The 18,196-nt window shown below is 46.3% G+C and carries 11 protein-coding genes; 10 read left to right on the top strand and 1 reads right to left on the bottom strand.

Going from position 1 to position 18,196, the window contains the following annotated elements; all coding sequences use genetic code 11:
- Positions 1-15 precede the first annotated feature (15 nt).
- From ACS8FD_RS10900 to argB, 8 genes are all read left to right on the top strand, one after another.
- Entirely contained in the window at positions 16-3,303 is a 3,288-nt protein-coding gene (locus tag ACS8FD_RS10900; protein WP_439275872.1) for an efflux RND transporter permease subunit, read from the top strand.
- Positions 3,300-5,111, top strand: a complete 1,812-nt coding sequence (locus ACS8FD_RS10895; RefSeq protein WP_439275871.1) for an efflux transporter outer membrane subunit — start codon at positions 3,300-3,302, stop codon at positions 5,109-5,111. The genes ACS8FD_RS10900 and ACS8FD_RS10895 overlap by 4 nt, the downstream gene beginning before the upstream one ends.
- Positions 5,112-5,276: 165 nt before the next feature.
- Positions 5,277-6,284, top strand: coding sequence for a porphobilinogen synthase (hemB, locus tag ACS8FD_RS10890; protein WP_439275870.1), 1,008 nt, complete (start codon positions 5,277-5,279; stop codon positions 6,282-6,284).
- Between the two features lie 350 nt (positions 6,285-6,634).
- The gene (locus tag ACS8FD_RS10885; protein ID WP_439275869.1) at positions 6,635-8,668 is read left to right on the top strand and encodes a UvrD-helicase domain-containing protein; all 2,034 of its coding nucleotides are present in this window, start codon (positions 6,635-6,637) and stop codon (positions 8,666-8,668) included.
- Positions 8,669-8,721: 53 nt separating this feature from the next.
- Positions 8,722-10,125 (top strand): magnesium transporter, encoded by a 1,404-nt coding sequence (locus ACS8FD_RS10880; protein ID WP_439275868.1) that lies wholly within the window; start codon positions 8,722-8,724, stop codon positions 10,123-10,125.
- A 138-nt stretch (positions 10,126-10,263) separates the two neighbouring features.
- The gene (dut, locus tag ACS8FD_RS10875; protein ID WP_439275867.1) at positions 10,264-10,728 is read left to right on the top strand and encodes a dUTP diphosphatase; all 465 of its coding nucleotides are present in this window, start codon (positions 10,264-10,266) and stop codon (positions 10,726-10,728) included.
- Positions 10,729-10,821: 93 nt separating this feature from the next.
- A complete protein-coding gene (locus ACS8FD_RS10870; RefSeq protein WP_439275866.1) occupies positions 10,822-12,732 on the top strand; it encodes a phosphohexomutase domain-containing protein in 1,911 nt (636 codons plus the stop codon).
- Between the two features lie 115 nt (positions 12,733-12,847).
- Positions 12,848-13,759 carry an acetylglutamate kinase gene (argB, locus tag ACS8FD_RS10865; protein WP_439275865.1) on the top strand — a complete coding sequence of 304 codons (912 nt, stop codon included), beginning with the start codon at positions 12,848-12,850 and terminating at the stop codon, positions 13,757-13,759.
- A 371-nt stretch (positions 13,760-14,130) separates the two neighbouring features.
- Here the strand turns inward: argB and ACS8FD_RS10860 are convergent, their stop codons facing one another.
- Entirely contained in the window at positions 14,131-14,511 is a 381-nt protein-coding gene (locus ACS8FD_RS10860) for a Spx/MgsR family RNA polymerase-binding regulatory protein (RefSeq protein ID WP_439275864.1), read from the bottom strand.
- A gap of 174 nt (positions 14,512-14,685) precedes the next feature.
- On the opposite strand from ACS8FD_RS10860, the gene leuS reads away from it, so the two are divergent.
- Entirely contained in the window at positions 14,686-17,403 is a 2,718-nt protein-coding gene (gene leuS / locus ACS8FD_RS10855; protein ID WP_439275863.1) for a leucine--tRNA ligase, read from the top strand.
- A 177-nt stretch (positions 17,404-17,580) separates the two neighbouring features.
- Entirely contained in the window at positions 17,581-18,135 is a 555-nt protein-coding gene (locus ACS8FD_RS10850; RefSeq protein ID WP_439275890.1) for an LPS-assembly lipoprotein LptE, read from the top strand.
- Positions 18,136-18,196: the final 61 nt, after the last annotated feature.

The raw sequence follows: 18,196 nt of genomic DNA, 5'->3' as shown, positions 1-18,196 counted from the left end.
ACCTAGGGATATACTATGTCACGTTTTTTTATTGATCGCCCTATTTTTGCATGGGTCATGGCTATTTTGGTCATGCTCATCGGGGTAATCTCGGTTATTAATTTGCCGATTGAGCAGTATCCGCGTATCGCACCGCCCACCGTTTCTGTTAGTGCCACTTATCCTGGTGCAAACGCGCAAACGGTCGAGAACTCTGTGGTGCAAATTATTGAACAGCGCATGAAAGGTCTTGATGGGCTGATGTACATCTCCTCATCAAGCTCCTCGAACGGTAGTGCGTCAGTGACGTTAACCTTTGAGAACGGTACCGACTCTGATACGGCGCAAGTACAAGTTCAAAACAAACTACAAGCCGCGATGAGCGCGTTGCCTGAGGCCGTACAGCGTCAAGGTGTCAACGTCAATAAATCCTCTAGCAGCTTTTTGATGGTGCAAGGCTTTATCTCAGAAGACGGAAGCATGGATCGCGCTGATATTGCCGATTACATCAACTCAAACGTCGTCGATCAGCTCAGCCGTGTGGAAGGCGTGGGTGAAGTCCAAGTATTTGGTTCCTCTTATGCCATGCGCATTTGGTTAGATCCTGCGCGCTTGCGTAGTTATAACATGATGCCATCCGACGTGGTCAGTGCAGTACGAGCGCAGAACGCGCAAGTTTCAGCCGGTCAGCTAGGACAAGCTCCAGCCGACACCGATCAGCAGGTTATCAATGCGACCGTCAGTGTACAAAGCTATCTGCAGACTCCTGAAGAATTTAGAAATATCCTATTGAAAACCGATAGCTCAGGCGCGCAAGTGCGTCTAGGTGACGTAGCAGATGTGGAGATTGGTAGTGAAAACTATAGCGTTATCTCATTGTATAACGGTCAAGAAGCTGCCGGTCTAGGGATATCCTTGGCAGGCGGAGCAAACGCGCTTGAAACCCGTGAAGCGGTAGGCGCGCGTATGGCGGAGCTTGAAGCCAACTTCCCGGCAGGTCTAACCTCTGTTGTTCCTTACGATACCACGCCGTTTGTGCGCTTATCTATCGAACAAGTCGTAATGACGCTACTCGAAGCTATTGCGCTCGTGTTCATTGTAATGTTCTTATTCTTGCAGAACTGGCGCGCAACCATTATTCCTACTCTTGCCGTGCCTGTGGTCTTGCTAGGTACTTTTGCTGTGCTTTATATCGCAGGCTTTAGTATCAACGTCTTGACTATGTTTGCGATGGTACTCTCCATCGGTCTACTGGTCGATGATGCGATCGTTGTCGTCGAGAACGTCGAGCGTATTTTGGAAGAAGATCCTGATATCTCCATTAAGGATGCCACTATCCAATCGATGGGCGAGATCAGTAAGATCGTTATCGGTATTGCGCTGATCCTATCTGCAGTATTTGTACCGATGGCTTTCTTTGGGGGCTCAACAGGGGTCATTTACCGTCAGTTCTCCATTACTTTGATCACTGCGATGGTGCTCTCAGCGCTAGTTGCTCTTATCTTTACCCCTGCCCTCTGTGTGACTTTGCTCAAACGTAGCAAAAGCCACGAAAAAGGCAATGAGGAAAATCAAAAAGGCTTCTTTGGCTGGTTTAACCGTAGCTTTTTCAAACTCAGCCGCTCTTATGAAAAAACGGTTGGTAAAAGCATTCGCTTCAAATGGCTATATCTGATTGCTTATGCCGCTATCATCGGTATTATGGCAGTGGTGTTCTTGCGTATTCCAGGCTCGTTTTTGCCCGAAGAAGACCAAGGTATTATGTTTACCTTAGTGCAGCTACCAGCAGGCTCAACCCTTGATCAAACTCAAGACGTCCTCGATAAAGTAAGCGACTATTACGATACCCAAGAGACAGATAATATTGCCTCAGTGTTTACCATCGCCGGCTTTAGTTTTGCGGGTAGTGGTCAAAACATGGGGCTTGCCTTCGTGCGTTTAACCGATTGGGACGAGCGCCCTGGCGAAGAGAACACCGCACAAGCGGTGGCAGATCGAGCGATGGGGTATTTCTTTACTCAGTTAAATGAAGCGCAAGTTTTTGCTATCGTACCGCCTGCGATTACTGAGCTTGGTAATGCTAGTGGTTTTGATTTAATGATACAAGATGTGGGTAATCTCGGTCATGACGGCCTGCTCGAAGCCCGTAATATGCTGCTAGGTATGGCCAGCCAGAACGAAAATGTGGCAGGCGTACGTCCTAATGGTCAAGAAGATGCGCCGCAGCTTAAAGTCAATATCAATCAAGAACAAGCCGCCGCTTATGGTCTGTCTTTAGGCAGTATCAATAGCGTCATCTCTACCGCTTGGGGTTCTAGCTACATCAATGACTTTATCGACCGTGGTCGTATCAAGCGCGTCTTTATCCAAGGCGAGCCAAGTAGCCGTACCAACCCTGACGATATCGGCAAATGGTATGTGCGCGGTGATACTGGCAACATGGTCTCATTCGATGCCTTCTCAAGCAGTGAGTGGCAATCAGGCTCTCCGCGTTTGACTCGTTATAACAGCTTACCTTCGATGAACATTCAGGGTAATGCCGCGCCTGGCCTTAGTACCGGTGAAGCAATGACAGCTATGGAAGACATGATCAGTCAGCTGCCTGAAGGTATTGGTTATGAATGGACTGGACTGTCATTAGAAGAACAAAAATCAGGCGCGCAGGCTCCTATGCTTTATGCACTATCGATTCTAGTGGTCTTCTTATGTCTAGCTGCTCTTTATGAGAGCTGGTCTATTCCTTTCTCTGTTCTGCTGGTTATTCCGCTTGGGGTATTGGGTGCTGTCATCTTTACTTGGCTGCGAGGGTTTAACAATGACATCTACTTACAGGTTGGTCTATTAACCGTGGTAGGCTTGTCCGCCAAAAACGCCATCTTGATTATTGAGTTTGCTAAAGAGCATCAAGAAGAAGGCTACAGTCTCAAAGAGGCGGTAATGACCGCAGCGCGTCAACGTCTACGCCCGATCATTATGACCTCTTTAGCCTTTGGCCTCGGTGTCGTACCGCTATACATCTCAACGGGTGCCGGTTCTGGTAGTCAGAACGCTATTGGTACTAGTGTAGTGGGCGGCGTTATCACCGCAACCTTCTTAGGTATCTTCTTCATTCCTATCTTCTACGTTTGGGTACGCAGCATGTTCCCTTACAAAGGCAATGAAGCTCATAATGGTAAAGGTGATGATAACAATCATCCAAATGGTGGCAGCGGTAATAATGGAGGGGACGATGATCCTACTCCGCCTGCCCCAAGAGAAGATAAGCAACCATTAACTCCTTCTACGAGTTATCAGCCTATAAGCCTTGGAGATAATACACAATGAGTTCTCAATTCTTAACCTCTAACTCAGCTGTAAAAGCGATAAGCTTTAAAAATTTGCTAGCTACTGGTAAATCATCGCGCCTGCTTGGATTGAGCGTGCTGGCGCTGAGTATGGCAGCTTGTAACACTATCCCTAAAGCAGATACGAGACCAGTTCTTGCTGAGCCTAACTTGCCGATTGAGCAGGCTTATGGCGCTTTTGGTGCTGAAACTATCAGCACCTCTGAACAGCCTAGTATCGCCGGTCAACGCTGGCAAGATTTTTATAGCGATGAGCGTCTAAAAGGTTTGATTGCCTTAGGCCTTACCAATAATAAAGATTTTGAGAGTGCTCGTTTAGCTATCGAAAAAGCGCGAGCGCAGTATCGTATTACTGATATTAATGATTTGCCGACTATCAATGGTCAAGCAGACTACTCACGCCAAAGTCAATCCTCCCCGCGTGTTGACACGCCTTTTGGTAGTACTGGTGGTAGACAGACGACGGATAGCTATAGCGTTAATCTTGGCCTTGCTAGTTATGAGCTTGATTTTTGGGGCCGTATTGATAGCCTAAAAGATCAGGCGTTACAAAGATTTTTGTCAACGACAGCTGCCAAAGACTCTATTCAAATCAGTTTAATTAGTAATATTGCGCAGAGCTACGCCAATCTAAGCTATAGCTTGGCACAGCTCAAATTAGCAGAGGCAACGGTGGAGAGCCGTGAGAGATCTTTATTCATCGCGGATAAACGCTTTGAGGCGGGTATCGATCCCAAACTGCCCTCTCTGCAATCTGCAGCAGCTTTAGAGAATGCCAAGCTTGCGGTACTACGTGCTCAAAGCAGCATTTTGACCTCAAGAAATGCGCTACAGTTTTTGATAGGCTCGCCAGTACCCACTGAGCTTATTCCGGCACCTGCGGTTAGCAATATTACTAATCATGAAGTGTTTAGTGCCGGTCTGCCTAGTGAGCTGCTACGTTATCGTCCTGACGTCTTGCAGGCGGAGTACGATCTAAAGGCAGCTGGTGCAAATATCGCTGTTGCCCGCGCCGCTTATTTCCCAACCATAAGCTTGGCTAGTAGTGTTGGTGTCCGTAGTGATGGCTTGAGCGACTTATTCGATAGTGATGCGTTTGGCTGGTCATTTGGTCCTAATATTAGTGTTCCTATCTTTGATGCTGGGCGCTTGGATGCTAACTACGACGTGGCAAAAGTTGAACGTGAACAAACGCTTGCCAGCTACGAGCGCTCGATTCAAACAGCGTTCCGTGAGGTGTCCGATGTTCTCGCTACTCGCGCAACTCTAGGCGAGCAGCTTGCGGCGCAGTATCGTCTGCAAGATAACTTCGATCAGACTTATGAAATCGCTGATGCGCGTTTTAAAGCCGGTATCTCAAACTATCTAGATGTCCTCGATGCTCAGCGCTCCTTGTTCTCCACTCAACAAGGTATTCTAGATTTAGAACTACAAAAGCTCATCAGTCAAATCGAGCTGTATCAAGCGCTTGGTGGCGGTGCAAATCTCGATACCCCTGTCGCTATTCCAGTTCCGCAATATACTAATTTGGCACAAATTGGTACTGTATTGACCAAAGATGCTGAGTCGCAAGCGGCTTATGCTATCGATGCGGCGAGCTCAGCACAAGTGGCGACAGTACCAGAAGCAGTCGCTATCAAACAAGCGCAAACGCCTGCAACTGCTGAGTTTGAGCCGACTGCGATTGTCGATATCGATAACGACAATGATGCAGATGCAGCGGTTGGGGTATTGATTCAAGAGACGCCTGTAGAGCAAGTTCCGGTCACTGAGACTATAGAGCCTTAGAGACTAAAGCGACCCCACAAGGTCTTGAATAAAAGCAGCTGAATTATTCATTTTACTACAATTGGCTCTACCATCTTGGTAGGGCTTTTTGTTGTTATGTGCTACCTTTAACCATATGTCATGTTTGATAATATAGACTGAACCAAAATAAAATAAGGAAAACTAATGACTTATACTTTTAATCGTCAATTCCCTGAGACTCGCCTGCGCCGCTTGCGTTATAACGATAATGTGCGTGCGATGATTCGTGAAGTAGAGCTACACCCCAAGCACTTTATTGCCCCAGTCTTCGTTTTAGAAGGCAGTAATCAGCGCGAAGCGGTCGCTAGTATGCCGGGGGTTGAGCGCTTATCAATCGATTTGTTGATTAATTATGCAAAGGAATTACTAGCAGAGGGTGTGACAACTATTGATATCTTTCCCGTCATCGATAACTCACTAAAAACCCCTGATGGTAAGTCAGCCTATGATGAGAACGGACTGAGCGCGCGTGCAGTAAAAGCGCTCAAAGACGCACTACCAGAGATGGTAGTGATGACTGATGTGGCGCTCGACCCTTATACCTCACATGGTCAAGACGGTCTACTCGACGACAGCGGTTATGTGGTCAACGACGAGACGGTAGAAGTACTGGTCAAACAGGCTTTAGTCCATGCGCGCGCCGGCGCAGATATCATCTCGCCAAGCGATATGATGGATGGTCGTATCAAAGCAATGCGCGATGCGTTTGAAGCGGAAGGTTTTGTTAATACCGCTATCATGGCCTACTCGGCTAAGTACGCTTCTGCCTACTATGGTCCGTTTCGTGATGCAGTCGGTAGTGCCGGTAACTTAAAAGGCGGCCACAAAAAACAATACCAGATGGATTTTGGGAACCGCGCTGAGGCTTTGCACGAAGTAGCGATGGATATTAATGAAGGCGCGGATATGGTAATGATTAAACCCGGTCAGCCCTATCTTGATCTGATCCGTGAAGTCAAAAACACCTTTGGCGTACCGACCTTTGCTTATCAAGTCTCAGGCGAATACGCCATGCATATGGCGGCGATTCAAAACGGCTGGCTGACTGATGCGGTAATCTTAGAATCTTTGATTGGCTTTCGCCGCGCCGGTGCTGATGGCATCTTGACCTATTTTGCGTTAGAGGCTGCTCGCCAATTGAATAACGCTTAATATTAAGTCTATATTAAAACTAACAAAACAAAAGTAGCGCTAACTGACTCTATTCGGTTAGCGCTTTTCTTTAAGTGTTTTTCAGGTTTTCGTTACAGTCAGTCGCGCAAATACTTTCAAAATACCACTTTTAGCCATTTCATATAACAAGATATTATGAATAAATAGAATATAAAAAGACTGTTATATAAACGCTTCTTTCATCACCTCCTCCCAAAAGTAAGCGCTTTTGCTTTATAATAGCTCACCTAATTTTGATAGCACTCATTTGGCTATCTGCCGAATTTTATTACTAAAATTAGTGAACCCCTTCTATCTTGCGTTCGTAACCTCTGTCCAAAAGGTAATCTATGAGTCAACTCAATCCTCGACAACAAGAAGCCATGCTCTATGTCTCAGGGCCGCTACTGGTATTGGCAGGCGCAGGCTCAGGTAAAACCTCAGTGATTACTCGTAAGATTGCTTATCTTATCGAAGAATGTAACATGCCCGCCGAGCGTATTACCGCCGTGACCTTTACCAATAAAGCGGCGCGCGAGATGAAAGCGCGGGTCAGTAAACTACTGCCTAGCGAAAAAACCCGCGGGCTGACTGTCTCAACCTTTCACCAATTTGGTCTGCAGTTTCTACGTTATGAGCTGATTCATACCCCGCTAAAAGGTAACTTCTCGATCATGGATAGCGATGACAGCAAGCGCTTGCTCATGGAGCTGATGATGCGCGATAATTTATCAGGCGCTGAGAGTCGTGAGCTAGTGGGTAAAGCCATCAAAATGATCTCCGATTGGAAAAATGATCTGGTCGAACCTGAGCAAGCGATGGAAACGCTTGATGATCCAGAAGATATGATTTTTGCTACGTTATATGCGCTTTATGAGCGTAATTTGCGTGCTTATAACGCCGTTGATTTTGACGATTTGATTGTACTGCCGACGAAGATACTGCGTGAAAATCGCGAGCTCCGTGATAAGTGGCAAAACCGTATTCGCTACTTATTAGTCGATGAGTATCAAGATACCAATACCGCGCAGTATGAAATGATTAAATATCTCGTTGGGCCGCAAGGTCGCTTTACGGTAGTGGGCGATGATGACCAGTCTATCTACGCTTGGCGCGGCGCAAAACCTGAAAATATGGCGCTACTCAAAGAAGATTTTCCGAAACTCAAAATCGTCATGCTCGAGCAAAATTATCGCTCAACCAGTCGCATTTTGACTTCGGCTAACGCGGTCATTACTAATAATGAGCATTTATTTGAGAAAAAGCTGTGGTCAGATAAAGGTCAAGGCGAGAAGATTCGCATTATTAACTGCCGCAATGACGATGATGAAGCCGAGCGCGTGGCTAAAGAAATCGCCACCCATAAACTACGCTTTGGCAATGAGTGGGAAGATTACGCGGTGCTGTATCGCAGTAACTTTCAAGCGCGGATGTTAGAAGCTAACTTACGTCAATTACAGATTCCTTATAAGCTCTCAGGCGGTCAGTCCTTTTTTGCGCGTAGTGAAATCAAAGATATCATGGGTTATTTGCGTCTTATCTTAAACCCTGAAGATGACAGCGCGTTTTTGCGCATTATTAACACGCCTAAGCGCGGTATGGGTCCAGCCACTTTAGAAAAGCTGGGTTTATTTGCGCAGGAGCATAGTATCTCACTACTCGCCTCTTGTACCCACGGCGGGCTGACGCATGTCTTGCCGAGCAAAGCTTATGGCACACTAAAAGAGTTTGGCGACTTTATCGAGCATTATACCCGTGAGCTTGATCAGCATCCTGATCCGGTGCCTATCGTTCGGCAAATGATTGACGAGACCGGTTATGTCGATGTGGTGCGCTCGGAGGCGAAAACCCCGCAACAAGAAAAAAACCGTCTAGATAATATCGAGATGCTCTATACCAGTATTCAGTCCTTGATCAATCGCGCTGAAGACGACGAAGACCGCACTATCGATACCATTATTCGCAAACTAGTCTTGCTCGATATGCTCGAGCAGCAGCAAGAAGAAGAGAATACCAATAAAGTGAACCTGATGACGTTGCATGCAGCCAAAGGCCTCGAGTTTAACTACGTCTATATCATGGGCCTAGAAGAAGAGATGCTGCCGCATCGTAACTCGATAATGAGCGAGACGGTAGAGGAAGAGCGGCGCTTGATGTATGTGGGGATTACCCGTGCACGGCGCGAGCTGACTTTGACACTAGCCACACAGCGCCGCGCTGGCGGTCAGATGCGCGTCACCTCTGAGTCGCGATTTTTAGAGGAGCTACCTGAAGATCATATCGACTGGCCTGCTAAAGCCAAAAAGAAAAAAGCCACCAAAGATCCCGCTGCCGTCGCTGACGAATATTTGGCTAATATTCGGGCGCTGCTAGGAAACCGTTAGCGGTTATTTAGTATTATTAGTTTTTTTAACTTTTTATCACTTTTGGAACTTTTATGTCTGCCCCTACGCCCAACTCTGAACGCGCAACGACCCTGCCGGCAGACTATAATCCACTAGAATATAGCGCAGAGTACAAGCTACTTTATTTGCAAGATTTGGTCGCGAAAGAGTCGTCTGTAGAGATTGCTGAATTTTTAGCCAAGCAGTCAGAGTACGAAATTGCTAACTTGCTAGAATCCTTCCCTCTGCAAGATCGGTACCCGATTTGGGCGCAGGTACCAGAAGATCTCAAAGGGGAAGTGTTAGCCGAGCTCGAGTTCGATACTCGTCAGCCCTTGATGGAGAACATCTCCTCTAAAGAGATATCGCTATTCACCCAAGATCTCGATGCGCAAGATATCTCCGAGATTTTAGAAACCGTTACTGATACCGTGCGCACGTCGGTTATGGCGACCTTGGACGAAGACGTTCGCATTCAAGTCAATAAACTAGATACTTATGCCGATTGGGAAGTGGGCAGTTATATGGATCCTGACATTATTCAGGTGCGCGATGATATTAGTCTAGCAGACGTACAAGCTTGGCTACGCGGTGAACAGGACTTACTTGATGATCAAAGCCAAGAGCTGTTAGTTGTTGATCAAAGCCAGCAGTTATTAGGACTGTTGAGCTTAGTTGATTTGATTAAACATGACCAACAGGCGTTAGTAGTAGACTTTATTGATAACGCTATTACCATTAATGACCGCTTAGATATTACCGATGCCGCCGCTATTTTTCGCTCAGAAGATATTCGCTTTGCGCCGGTGATTAACGAGTTTGGCGAGCTTGTCGGTCAACTAAACGGCGAAGACATCATGGAGATCATTCAAGATGATGTCGATAGTACCATGCGTAATCTTGCGGGCGTGAGTCAAGATGACGAACTGTTTGCGCCTATTTTAGATAGCGCAAAAAGCCGTAGTATTTGGCTTGGGATTAACTTATGTACCGCGCTTTTGGCCGCGGCGGTTATCGGCCAATTCGAAGCGGTATTAGCAAAAGTAGTAGCGCTTGCGATTTTGATGCCAGTCGTTGCCAGCATGGGCGGTATTGCTGGCTCACAGACTTTGACGGTGGTGATTCGCGGCATGGCGATGGGTCAAATCGGGGGCTCCAACCGCGTTTGGCTCCTTAATAAAGAGCTGTGGGTCGGTGCAATAAACGGTATCATTTGGGCCGTCATCATGGGCTTTATTGCGCAGTTATGGTTTGAAGATATCAAAATCAGTGCCGTGATTGGCTGTGCTATCGCTATCAATATGACCGCTGCCAACGTCTCCGGTATCAGTATTCCGTTAATACTGAAGCGTATGAATATCGACCCCGCCCTCTCCGCTTCGGTTATTTTGACCACGGTCACTGATATCGTCGGTTTTATGTCGTTCTTGGGACTAGCTAGTATTCTAATTCTCTAGGCTCGCTTTAATGACTTTTAATGACTAAGTTCTAATCATTAAGCTCTAACGGTTAATAGCACTCCACTAATCATTATAAACACTCAAACATAAACTTAAAAACAACCTTTTTAATGGATACGAGAATTAGGACAAATTATGCAAACTGTGCAAGTGAAAGTATTAAATTCAAAAATTATTGATGACCCAGCCTTTGCGCTACCTACGCGAGCGACTGACGGCTCAGCCGGTATCGATTTGCGCGCTTGTATTGACGAGCCTTTGACCATAAAAGCAGGCGAGACTCATTTGGTCGGTACCGGCTTGGCAGTCTATATTGCCGATCCTAATTTTGCTGGCATGATTTTGCCGCGTTCCGGTTTGGGACATAAGCATGGTATTGTGCTTGGTAATTTAGTAGGATTGATAGATGCCGATTACCAAGGCGAGCTGAAGGTGAGCGTTTGGAATCGTAGTCATGAGGATTTTGTGCTAAGCCCCGGTGAGCGGATGGCGCAATATATTGTGGTACCCGTTGCACGCCCAGAGTTCAATATCGTCACAGAGTTCAGTGATCAAAGTGCGCGCGGTGCTGGCGGCTTTGGTCATTCAGGTCGTCAATAATCATCAGTACTGTTGATAAATAAGCAGTTGATAAATAAGCAGCATTACTACACATAATTATAAGTATCACAATAAGGCTACGGGAGTAAAAAGATGCAAAACCTATCGCCTTTTGCTGCCCAAAAAGCCTTATTTCGTGCTTATGATATTCGTGGCACGCAGTGCTATTTTACGCAAGGTTTTGTGCAGGCATTGGCGCAAGCTTTTGCTCAGCTTTATACTACTCAGTGCCATAACGCCAACAGCCACACTCAAAATCAGACACAGTCCAGCCCTACCGTAATCATTGGCTATGATGTACGCCACGGTAGCGACTGCATAGCACAAACGGTAGCGAATACTCTACAAGCCAGCGGCCTAAAGGTTATTCATCTAGGCTTAGTCACTACGCCTATGGCCGCATTTTGGGCGCAGCAATATGATGGTCATGGCATCATGGTCACCGCCAGTCATTCTGCAAAAGAGACCTTAGGGATTAAATGGCTAGTCCATAACGCCTCGCCTAGTCACTCAGAGATTCAAGCGCTCTATCAGCAAATCGCTAATCATAAACTTGACGCTATGATTGATAGCCATCATCAAGATGAAATATCAACTACCGACTTGCCCGCTGACACTATTGCGAACACTTATATCGAAGCGATGGTGCAAGTGATAAGCGCTATTCACCCAGCTGATAAGCGAGTCTCGAATCACAAGCGTAGCAAGGATAGCTTATTACTGCGTAACGTCTCTCAACCTGCTTTGAACCTAGAAAACAAGCTAGATTTGACCTTAGTTATTGACTGTCTCAGCGGCGCGACCAGCAATATTGCCAAGCCTTTATTTGAGCGCTTTTGTCAGCGAGTCATTATGCTTAATGATCGGCCTGATGGTAGTTTTCCTACTGGCAATCCTGATCCGACAGAGCCTAATCGCCTCGCAGAGTTACAGCAAACTGTAATTATAAACTCAGCGGACATGGGATTAGCTTTCGATGGCGATGGCGACAGGTTAATGATTGTCGATAATAGCGGCAAAGTCGTCACCCCCGACCATTTATTGTACTTATTAGCGCAAGTAGCGATTACTGAGCGACAATTAAGGCAAGATACCACTGATGACGATAAAGCTCGTGATAATAATCACGCTTGGACTGCGCCGCCCGTATTATTCGATGTCAAATGCTCTCATCATTTAGCACAGTTACTCACCGCTCTAGGCGCTCAGCCGATTATGACTAGAACAGGCAGTAGCCTATTACGCCAGCAATTACAAACCGATCAGAAGCAGGCTATCTTTGCCGGTGAGTTATCGGGGCACTTTATCTTTAATGATGGCTATTTCATCGTTTATGATGACGCGATGTACGCCGGACTGCGCTTATTACACTGGCTAGCTTTTACCGCTGTCCCTACTGCCGCGCAAACGGATAAAATCATGCTGACCACTGACTTGTGGGGCGCGCTGCGCTCGGTATTGCCGCCTTATGCTCTGACAGATATCACCCAGAACCTACCTACCTTAGTGAGCACCGCTGACCACTACCTGCCGTTGCCTAAGACACAAGCTTGTGAGACTTCCGTGTTAGAGCATCTGATAGCTTACTGCTGCTATTTACAAGATTTTGCGAGTGCGCATCGTGCTAGCACCAAGGTAGATGGCACTAAGCTAAGTCCTATAGATTTTTCTAAAAACTCAGTACTTTGTAGCTGTTTTAACGATAGCTCTAGTACCAATACTGAGACCCATCTTCCTATCAGTCATCTCTATAATATCAGCATAGAGCAAGCACAGCAGCTGATACCGGAGGATACTCAGATATCACTGATAGATGGCGTACGCCTAGATTTTGCTAATGGTTTTGGCGTGCTGCGTGAGTCGAACACCAGTCATAGCCTCACCGTACGTTTTGCTGGCGATAGCATTAAGGATCTGCAGGAAGTACAAGCGCGTTTCGTCGCTTTGTGCGAGCTATTTGATAGCCACTTGGCTCAGCAAGTTGCGGCTATCGGGCCGGAATGAACGGCTATCGCTAGAGCACTATAAAACGATACCGTGCTACTTGGAGGCTTGATTTATAATTTAAGCTGACTTATTTTAAACTGACTATCGCTTGAGCTACCTTTTAGGAGTTTTTATGTCCCTTAATTTTAATGATGCCAAAACCACTGCCGAAGTATTAACCACAGCACTACCTTATATTCAGCGCTTCGTTGACAAGCTCATCGTCGTCAAATACGGGGGTAATGCGATGACCGATCCTGAGCTTGAAAGCTCTTTTGCCCGTGACATTGTGCTGCTAAAGACGGTCGGCTTACATCCAGTCGTCGTACACGGCGGCGGCCCGCAAGTCGACACTTTACTCAAAGAGCTGGGACGTAAGTCAGAGCGCATCGATGGCATGCGTGTCACTGATAAAAGCACGATGGATATCGTCGAGATGGTGCTTGGCGGCGGCGTTAATAAGTCGATCGTCAGCCTGATTAATAAACATGGTGGCCGCGCGATTGGTCTAACCGGTAAAGATGCTAACCTTATTCAAGCCAAAAAAATGCTCATGCAAAAGACTGATGATAAGGGTGTTGAGACGCCGGTAGATTTGGGTTATGTCGGTGATGTGGTCAGCGTCAATAAAGACGTGATTAATATGCTCATCTCCTCCAACTTCATTCCCGTTATCGCGCCGCTTGGTGTCGATGACAATGGTGATACTTATAACATCAATGCTGATTTGGTCGCGGGTAAAGTGGCCGAATTCTTACAAGCTGAGAAGCTGATGCTACTCACCAATATCAAAGGCGTATTAGGCCGTGACGGTAAAGTCGTCACTGGCCTGACGCCGAAAAAGGTAGATGCCATGATAGAAGATGGCACGATTTCAGGCGGTATGATTCCGAAGATCCAGTGCGCTCTAGATGCGGTGCGCAGCGGGGTCAAAAGCGCGGTTATCGTCGATGGCCGCGTACCGCATGCGACGCTTCTCGAGATTTTCACCAATGAAGGTGTCGGTACGCTCATCAGCCGTGAAGTCGATTCGGCCTTGAGTTAGTTTTAGTAATAAATGCGAGCGTGGCTATGTCATTAACACTGTGGTGTATGCTTTTTATTATTGAGAGTCTGTATTGTTGGTGGATAATAGGTTATGGCGGCGCCAAATGGATAGAAGGCTGGAAATCCTTTGTTCTTGTTGAGTGGTTTGCACTAGACTGGACTGCAGAGCAAATTAGACTTTATGTCCTCATCATTTGGCTGTTTAGTGTGATTTGGTTTATCGTAGGGGTAATAAAACCTGACCTTAGATTTTACTAGTCTTTTTATTGAAGTCAGGTTTTATTGAAGCTTATTATGCTAAGACATTATTTATAGCGCCTACCTTTATAGCGCCTACCTTTATAGCGCCTACCTTTATAGTGTCTGCAATTAGCTGTGAGCGCTGTAGCCAAAGGCTTTGTCAAATTTATCAGCGTCAAAACCGCAAAGCAAAATGGGCTGCTTATTATAAACGCCTTCAACGATAGGACGCTTAATCATACTGGTATTTTCCACCAATAGATCGATAGCTTTATTAACGTCAGCGTCAGCAGCCTCTTTTTGCTCATCGATCAATTTTCGCCAAGTCGTTCCACGTTTATTCAGCACCTTGTCGATGCTTAATTCATCGACCCAGCGCTGCAAGCTATCTTTATCGATGCCCTGTTTTTTATAGTCATGAAAAGTGTAGTCGATGTTTAAGTCATCCAGTTTAATAAAAGCCTTTTTCATCGTGCTGCATGATTTTATGCCGTAGATAGTGATACTCATCGTTATTCCTTATATGGTATTCGCTTAAAAATTAAAATCTTAGTCCATTAATACTGCTCTATTATTACCCTAGCCCATCGCATTTTTTCCCAATTTGCGCTATTCTAGCGTATCTAATTTTACTAATTATTTATTTTCAGAACTTAAATAAAAATCTCTAACTTCGAGCCAATTATGAACCACGCTGTGACCTCTGACCACTCTAATCCTAATAATACTGCTACTCCAGCCGCCGATAATACTCTCTATCAGCCACAGTTGATCGAAACGCAGCAACAAACCAAATGGGCAACAGATAAGCGCTTTGAAGTCAGCAATGAGCCAAGCGACAAACCCAGCCGTTATATGCTATCGATGTTCCCTTATCCTAGCGGTAAGCTACATATGGGCCACGTACGTAACTATACCATCTCAGATGTGCTGAGCCGTTATTATCGTCTCAAAGGCTTTGAAGTCATGCAGCCTATGGGCTGGGATGGGTTTGGGCTGCCCGCAGAAAATGCGGCGATTGCCAATCAAACCCCGCCTGCCAAGTGGACATTTGAGAATATCGATAATATGCGCGCCCAGCTGAAACTATTAGGCTTGTCGATCGATTGGTCGCGCGAGTTTGCCACTTGTAGCCCTGAGTATTACCAGTGGGAGCAGTGGCTATTTTTGCAGCTATACAAAAAAGGTTTAGTCTATAAAAAACTTGCGACAGTGAACTGGGATCCGGTGGATAATACCGTCCTTGCCAACGAACAAGTCATCGATGGTAAAGGCTGGCGCAGTGGCGCGCTCGTTGAGAAGCGCGATATTCCAATGTACTACTTCAATATTACCGAATATGCCGATGAATTGCTCGATGATTTGGATCAGCTAGAGGGTCATTGGCCCTCAGAAGTACTGACGATGCAACGCAATTGGATCGGGCGTAGTGCCGGCATGGAAGTACATTTTCCTTACGAGCTTGAAGGGCAAGATAGTACCTTGGATGTGTTTACCACCCGTCCTGATACCTTGATGGGCGTCACTTATGTCGCCGTTGCCGCTGAGCATCCGTTAGCGAAATATGCTGCTGAAAATGATGAAGTCATTGCCCAGTTCAATGCGCTCTGCAAAAAAGGCTCAGTTGCCGAAGCCGATCTTGCCAAAGCCGAGAAGATCGGTATGGATACTGGCCTCACAGTCACCCATCCGCTTACCGGTGAAAAGCTGCCGGTTTGGGTCGCTAACTATGTACTTATGAGCTATGGCTCAGGCGCAGTAATGGCAGTACCGGCCCACGATGAGCGTGATTATGAATTTGCGACTAAATATGACTTGCCGATCAAACAAGTCATCAACGTCCCTGCTGGTTATTTTGATGCGGCAATTGCTGAGGCCGAAGCCGAAGATTCTGAGGTTAATCTGGCCTATACCGAGCGCAACACCTTGGTCAACTCAGGCGAGTTTGATGGTATGGACTTTGAGCAGTCTTTTGCGGCGATGCTCGAGAAGCTTGAGCCAAAGGGTCTTGCCAATAAAAAAATCCAGTTCCGTCTGCGTGATTGGGGCGTTTCGCGTCAGCGTTATTGGGGCTGCCCAATTCCAATGGTCAACTGTGAGCACTGCGGTACGGTGCCGGTAGAAGAGCAAGACTTACCAGTAGTACTGCCAACCGAGGTCGTGCCTGATGGTCGCGGTAACCCACTCAAAAATATGCCTGAGTTTGTTAATACCAGCTGCCCTAAATGTGGTAATCCAGCGGAGCGCGAAACGGATACCTTTGATACTTTTGTCGAATCAAGCTGGTACTACGCGCGCTTTGCCAGTCCAAATGACAACCAGCACATGGTCAATAAATCAGCCGCTAATAAGTGGCTACCCGTTGATCAATACGTCGGCGGCGTTGAGCATGCAGTGATGCATCTGCTTTACGCGCGTTTTTTCCACAAATTGATGCGTGATGAGAATTTGGTCTCAGGTGATGAACCCTTTAAAAACTTGATGACTCAAGGCATGGTATTAGCAGGGACTTTTAATCGTATCAATAGCGATGGTAGCACCACTTATTATTTTGCCGATGATGTCGATATCGACTATAACGAGCGTGGTCAACCGATTAAAGCTATCTTAAAAGCTGACGGTAAGCCTGTCACTATTGGCAAAATCGAAAAAATGTCAAAGTCGAAGAATAACGGTGTCGACCCGCAAACCACTATCGATCAGTACGGCGCGGATACCGTACGTTTATATACACTATTCACGGCCCCCGCCGATCAAACCCTTGAATGGTCTGATGACGCGCTCAAAGGCCCTTATAACTTTGTCAAAAAAGTCTGGCGTCTGGCTCATGATCATATCAAAGCCTTAAGCGCGGCAAACTTAGCGCTCGCCACTTTAAACAATCAGCCTCTAAGTACGGATAATCTAAGCCTCGAGGCCAAAAATTTACGCCGTAAGACTCATGAAACGGTTGGCAAAATAGATAAAGACTTAGGTGAGCGTTTGGCATTGAATACGCCAGTATCAAGTCTTATGGAGCTTGCCAATGAGCTCACAAGCTTTAAAGCTAATGGCGAGCAAGACTTGCAAGTGCAGCACGAAGCTTTGATAGACTTGCTGATTATGCTGTCAGTCTATGCGCCGCATGCTGGCGAGTATTTGCTTGAGCAATTGGGCGTTGATACGCTGACGATGAGCTATCCTGCTATGGATGCGAGCGCCTTGGTGCAAGACCTGATCACTATGGTGGTACAGGTCAATGGTAAAGTGCGCGGTAAAATGGACGTCGCACCTAATAGCGATCCTGAACAGCTAAAAGCTCAGGCACGTGGCATTGACAGCGTCGCTAAGTTTCTTACCGGTGAGATCAAAAAAGAGATCGTTGTCCCTAATAAATTAGTTAACATTGTCGTTGTTGGCTGATTTATTGTTTTTTATCTACCGGTGACGTTTTAGGCTTTTTTATAGCGATTAAGGATAAAGGTTATGGCGTATCAACAGCGAAAAATGCAGTCAACACTTAAGATCAGCTCGGGTACGCCTGCTAAAAGCAAAAGCCTTGGTAAAAAACTAGCTACTTCTTTACTAGCAGCGCTACCTATGATGACGGTAGTGGCGGCAGCGACTCACCTTACTGGCTGCGGCTTTCATTTGCGCGGGTTTGATGCGCCCTTAGATTTTGAAGTCGAAAAAACAGCGGTGGTGATTGAAGATAATCGCCTCTCCTTCCCATTGAAGCTACCATTGACTAGCCGCTTAGAGACCTTAGGAGTAGACGTCGTTGATGGTATGACGATGATCGAAAACGCAGCCAATAGCAAAGCAAATAGCATCGATGCTGAGAAAATTGCGCTAATAAAAGTAGATAACCTACGCTTTAGGCGCTATGAACTAGTAGGCGTTTTGACGGAAATACGTTTGGTACTCTCCGCTGATGTGACCTATGACACTTATCAAAATGGGCAGCCGGTAACTTTGACCAACTCTATCCAAGTGGAGCGTAGCTATCAGTATAATGAAGCATCGGTCAGCACTGACGATCAACAAGGCGATCAGATTCGCGACTGGCTCTACGATAGCTTGGCGCGCCGTATTACCGATCAATACATCGCTATCAGCTTACCAAAAGTAGCACCCAATACTAGGGTGTGTTGACATATATAGAATAATTGATAATCATAGTGTTATGACTAGATTAACCCTAAGTGATGCCCAG

The sequence above is a fragment of the Psychrobacter sp. 1U2 genome, assembly GCF_051847575.1.
The sequence above is the reverse complement of the archived record's forward strand: the minus strand, read 5'-3'. Positions and strand labels throughout refer to the sequence as shown.

Bases quoted from the DNA above. Each gene is read 5' to 3' on its own strand.
- ACS8FD_RS10900 (WP_439275872.1), top strand. From the start codon at position 16: ATGTCACGTTTTTTTATTGATCGCCCTATTTTTGCATGGGTCATGGCT.
- ACS8FD_RS10895 (WP_439275871.1), top strand. From the start codon at position 3,300: ATGAGTTCTCAATTCTTAACCTCTAACTCAGCTGTAAAAGCGATAAGC.
- hemB (WP_439275870.1), top strand. From the start codon at position 5,277: ATGACTTATACTTTTAATCGTCAATTCCCTGAGACTCGCCTGCGCCGC.
- ACS8FD_RS10885 (WP_439275869.1), top strand. From the start codon at position 6,635: ATGAGTCAACTCAATCCTCGACAACAAGAAGCCATGCTCTATGTCTCA.
- ACS8FD_RS10880 (WP_439275868.1), top strand. From the start codon at position 8,722: ATGTCTGCCCCTACGCCCAACTCTGAACGCGCAACGACCCTGCCGGCA.
- dut (WP_439275867.1), top strand. From the start codon at position 10,264: ATGCAAACTGTGCAAGTGAAAGTATTAAATTCAAAAATTATTGATGAC.
- ACS8FD_RS10870 (WP_439275866.1), top strand. From the start codon at position 10,822: ATGCAAAACCTATCGCCTTTTGCTGCCCAAAAAGCCTTATTTCGTGCT.
- argB (WP_439275865.1), top strand. From the start codon at position 12,848: ATGTCCCTTAATTTTAATGATGCCAAAACCACTGCCGAAGTATTAACC.
- ACS8FD_RS10860 (WP_439275864.1), bottom strand. From the start codon at position 14,511: ATGAGTATCACTATCTACGGCATAAAATCATGCAGCACGATGAAAAAG.
- leuS (WP_439275863.1), top strand. From the start codon at position 14,686: ATGAACCACGCTGTGACCTCTGACCACTCTAATCCTAATAATACTGCT.
- ACS8FD_RS10850 (WP_439275890.1), top strand. From the start codon at position 17,581: ATGATGACGGTAGTGGCGGCAGCGACTCACCTTACTGGCTGCGGCTTT.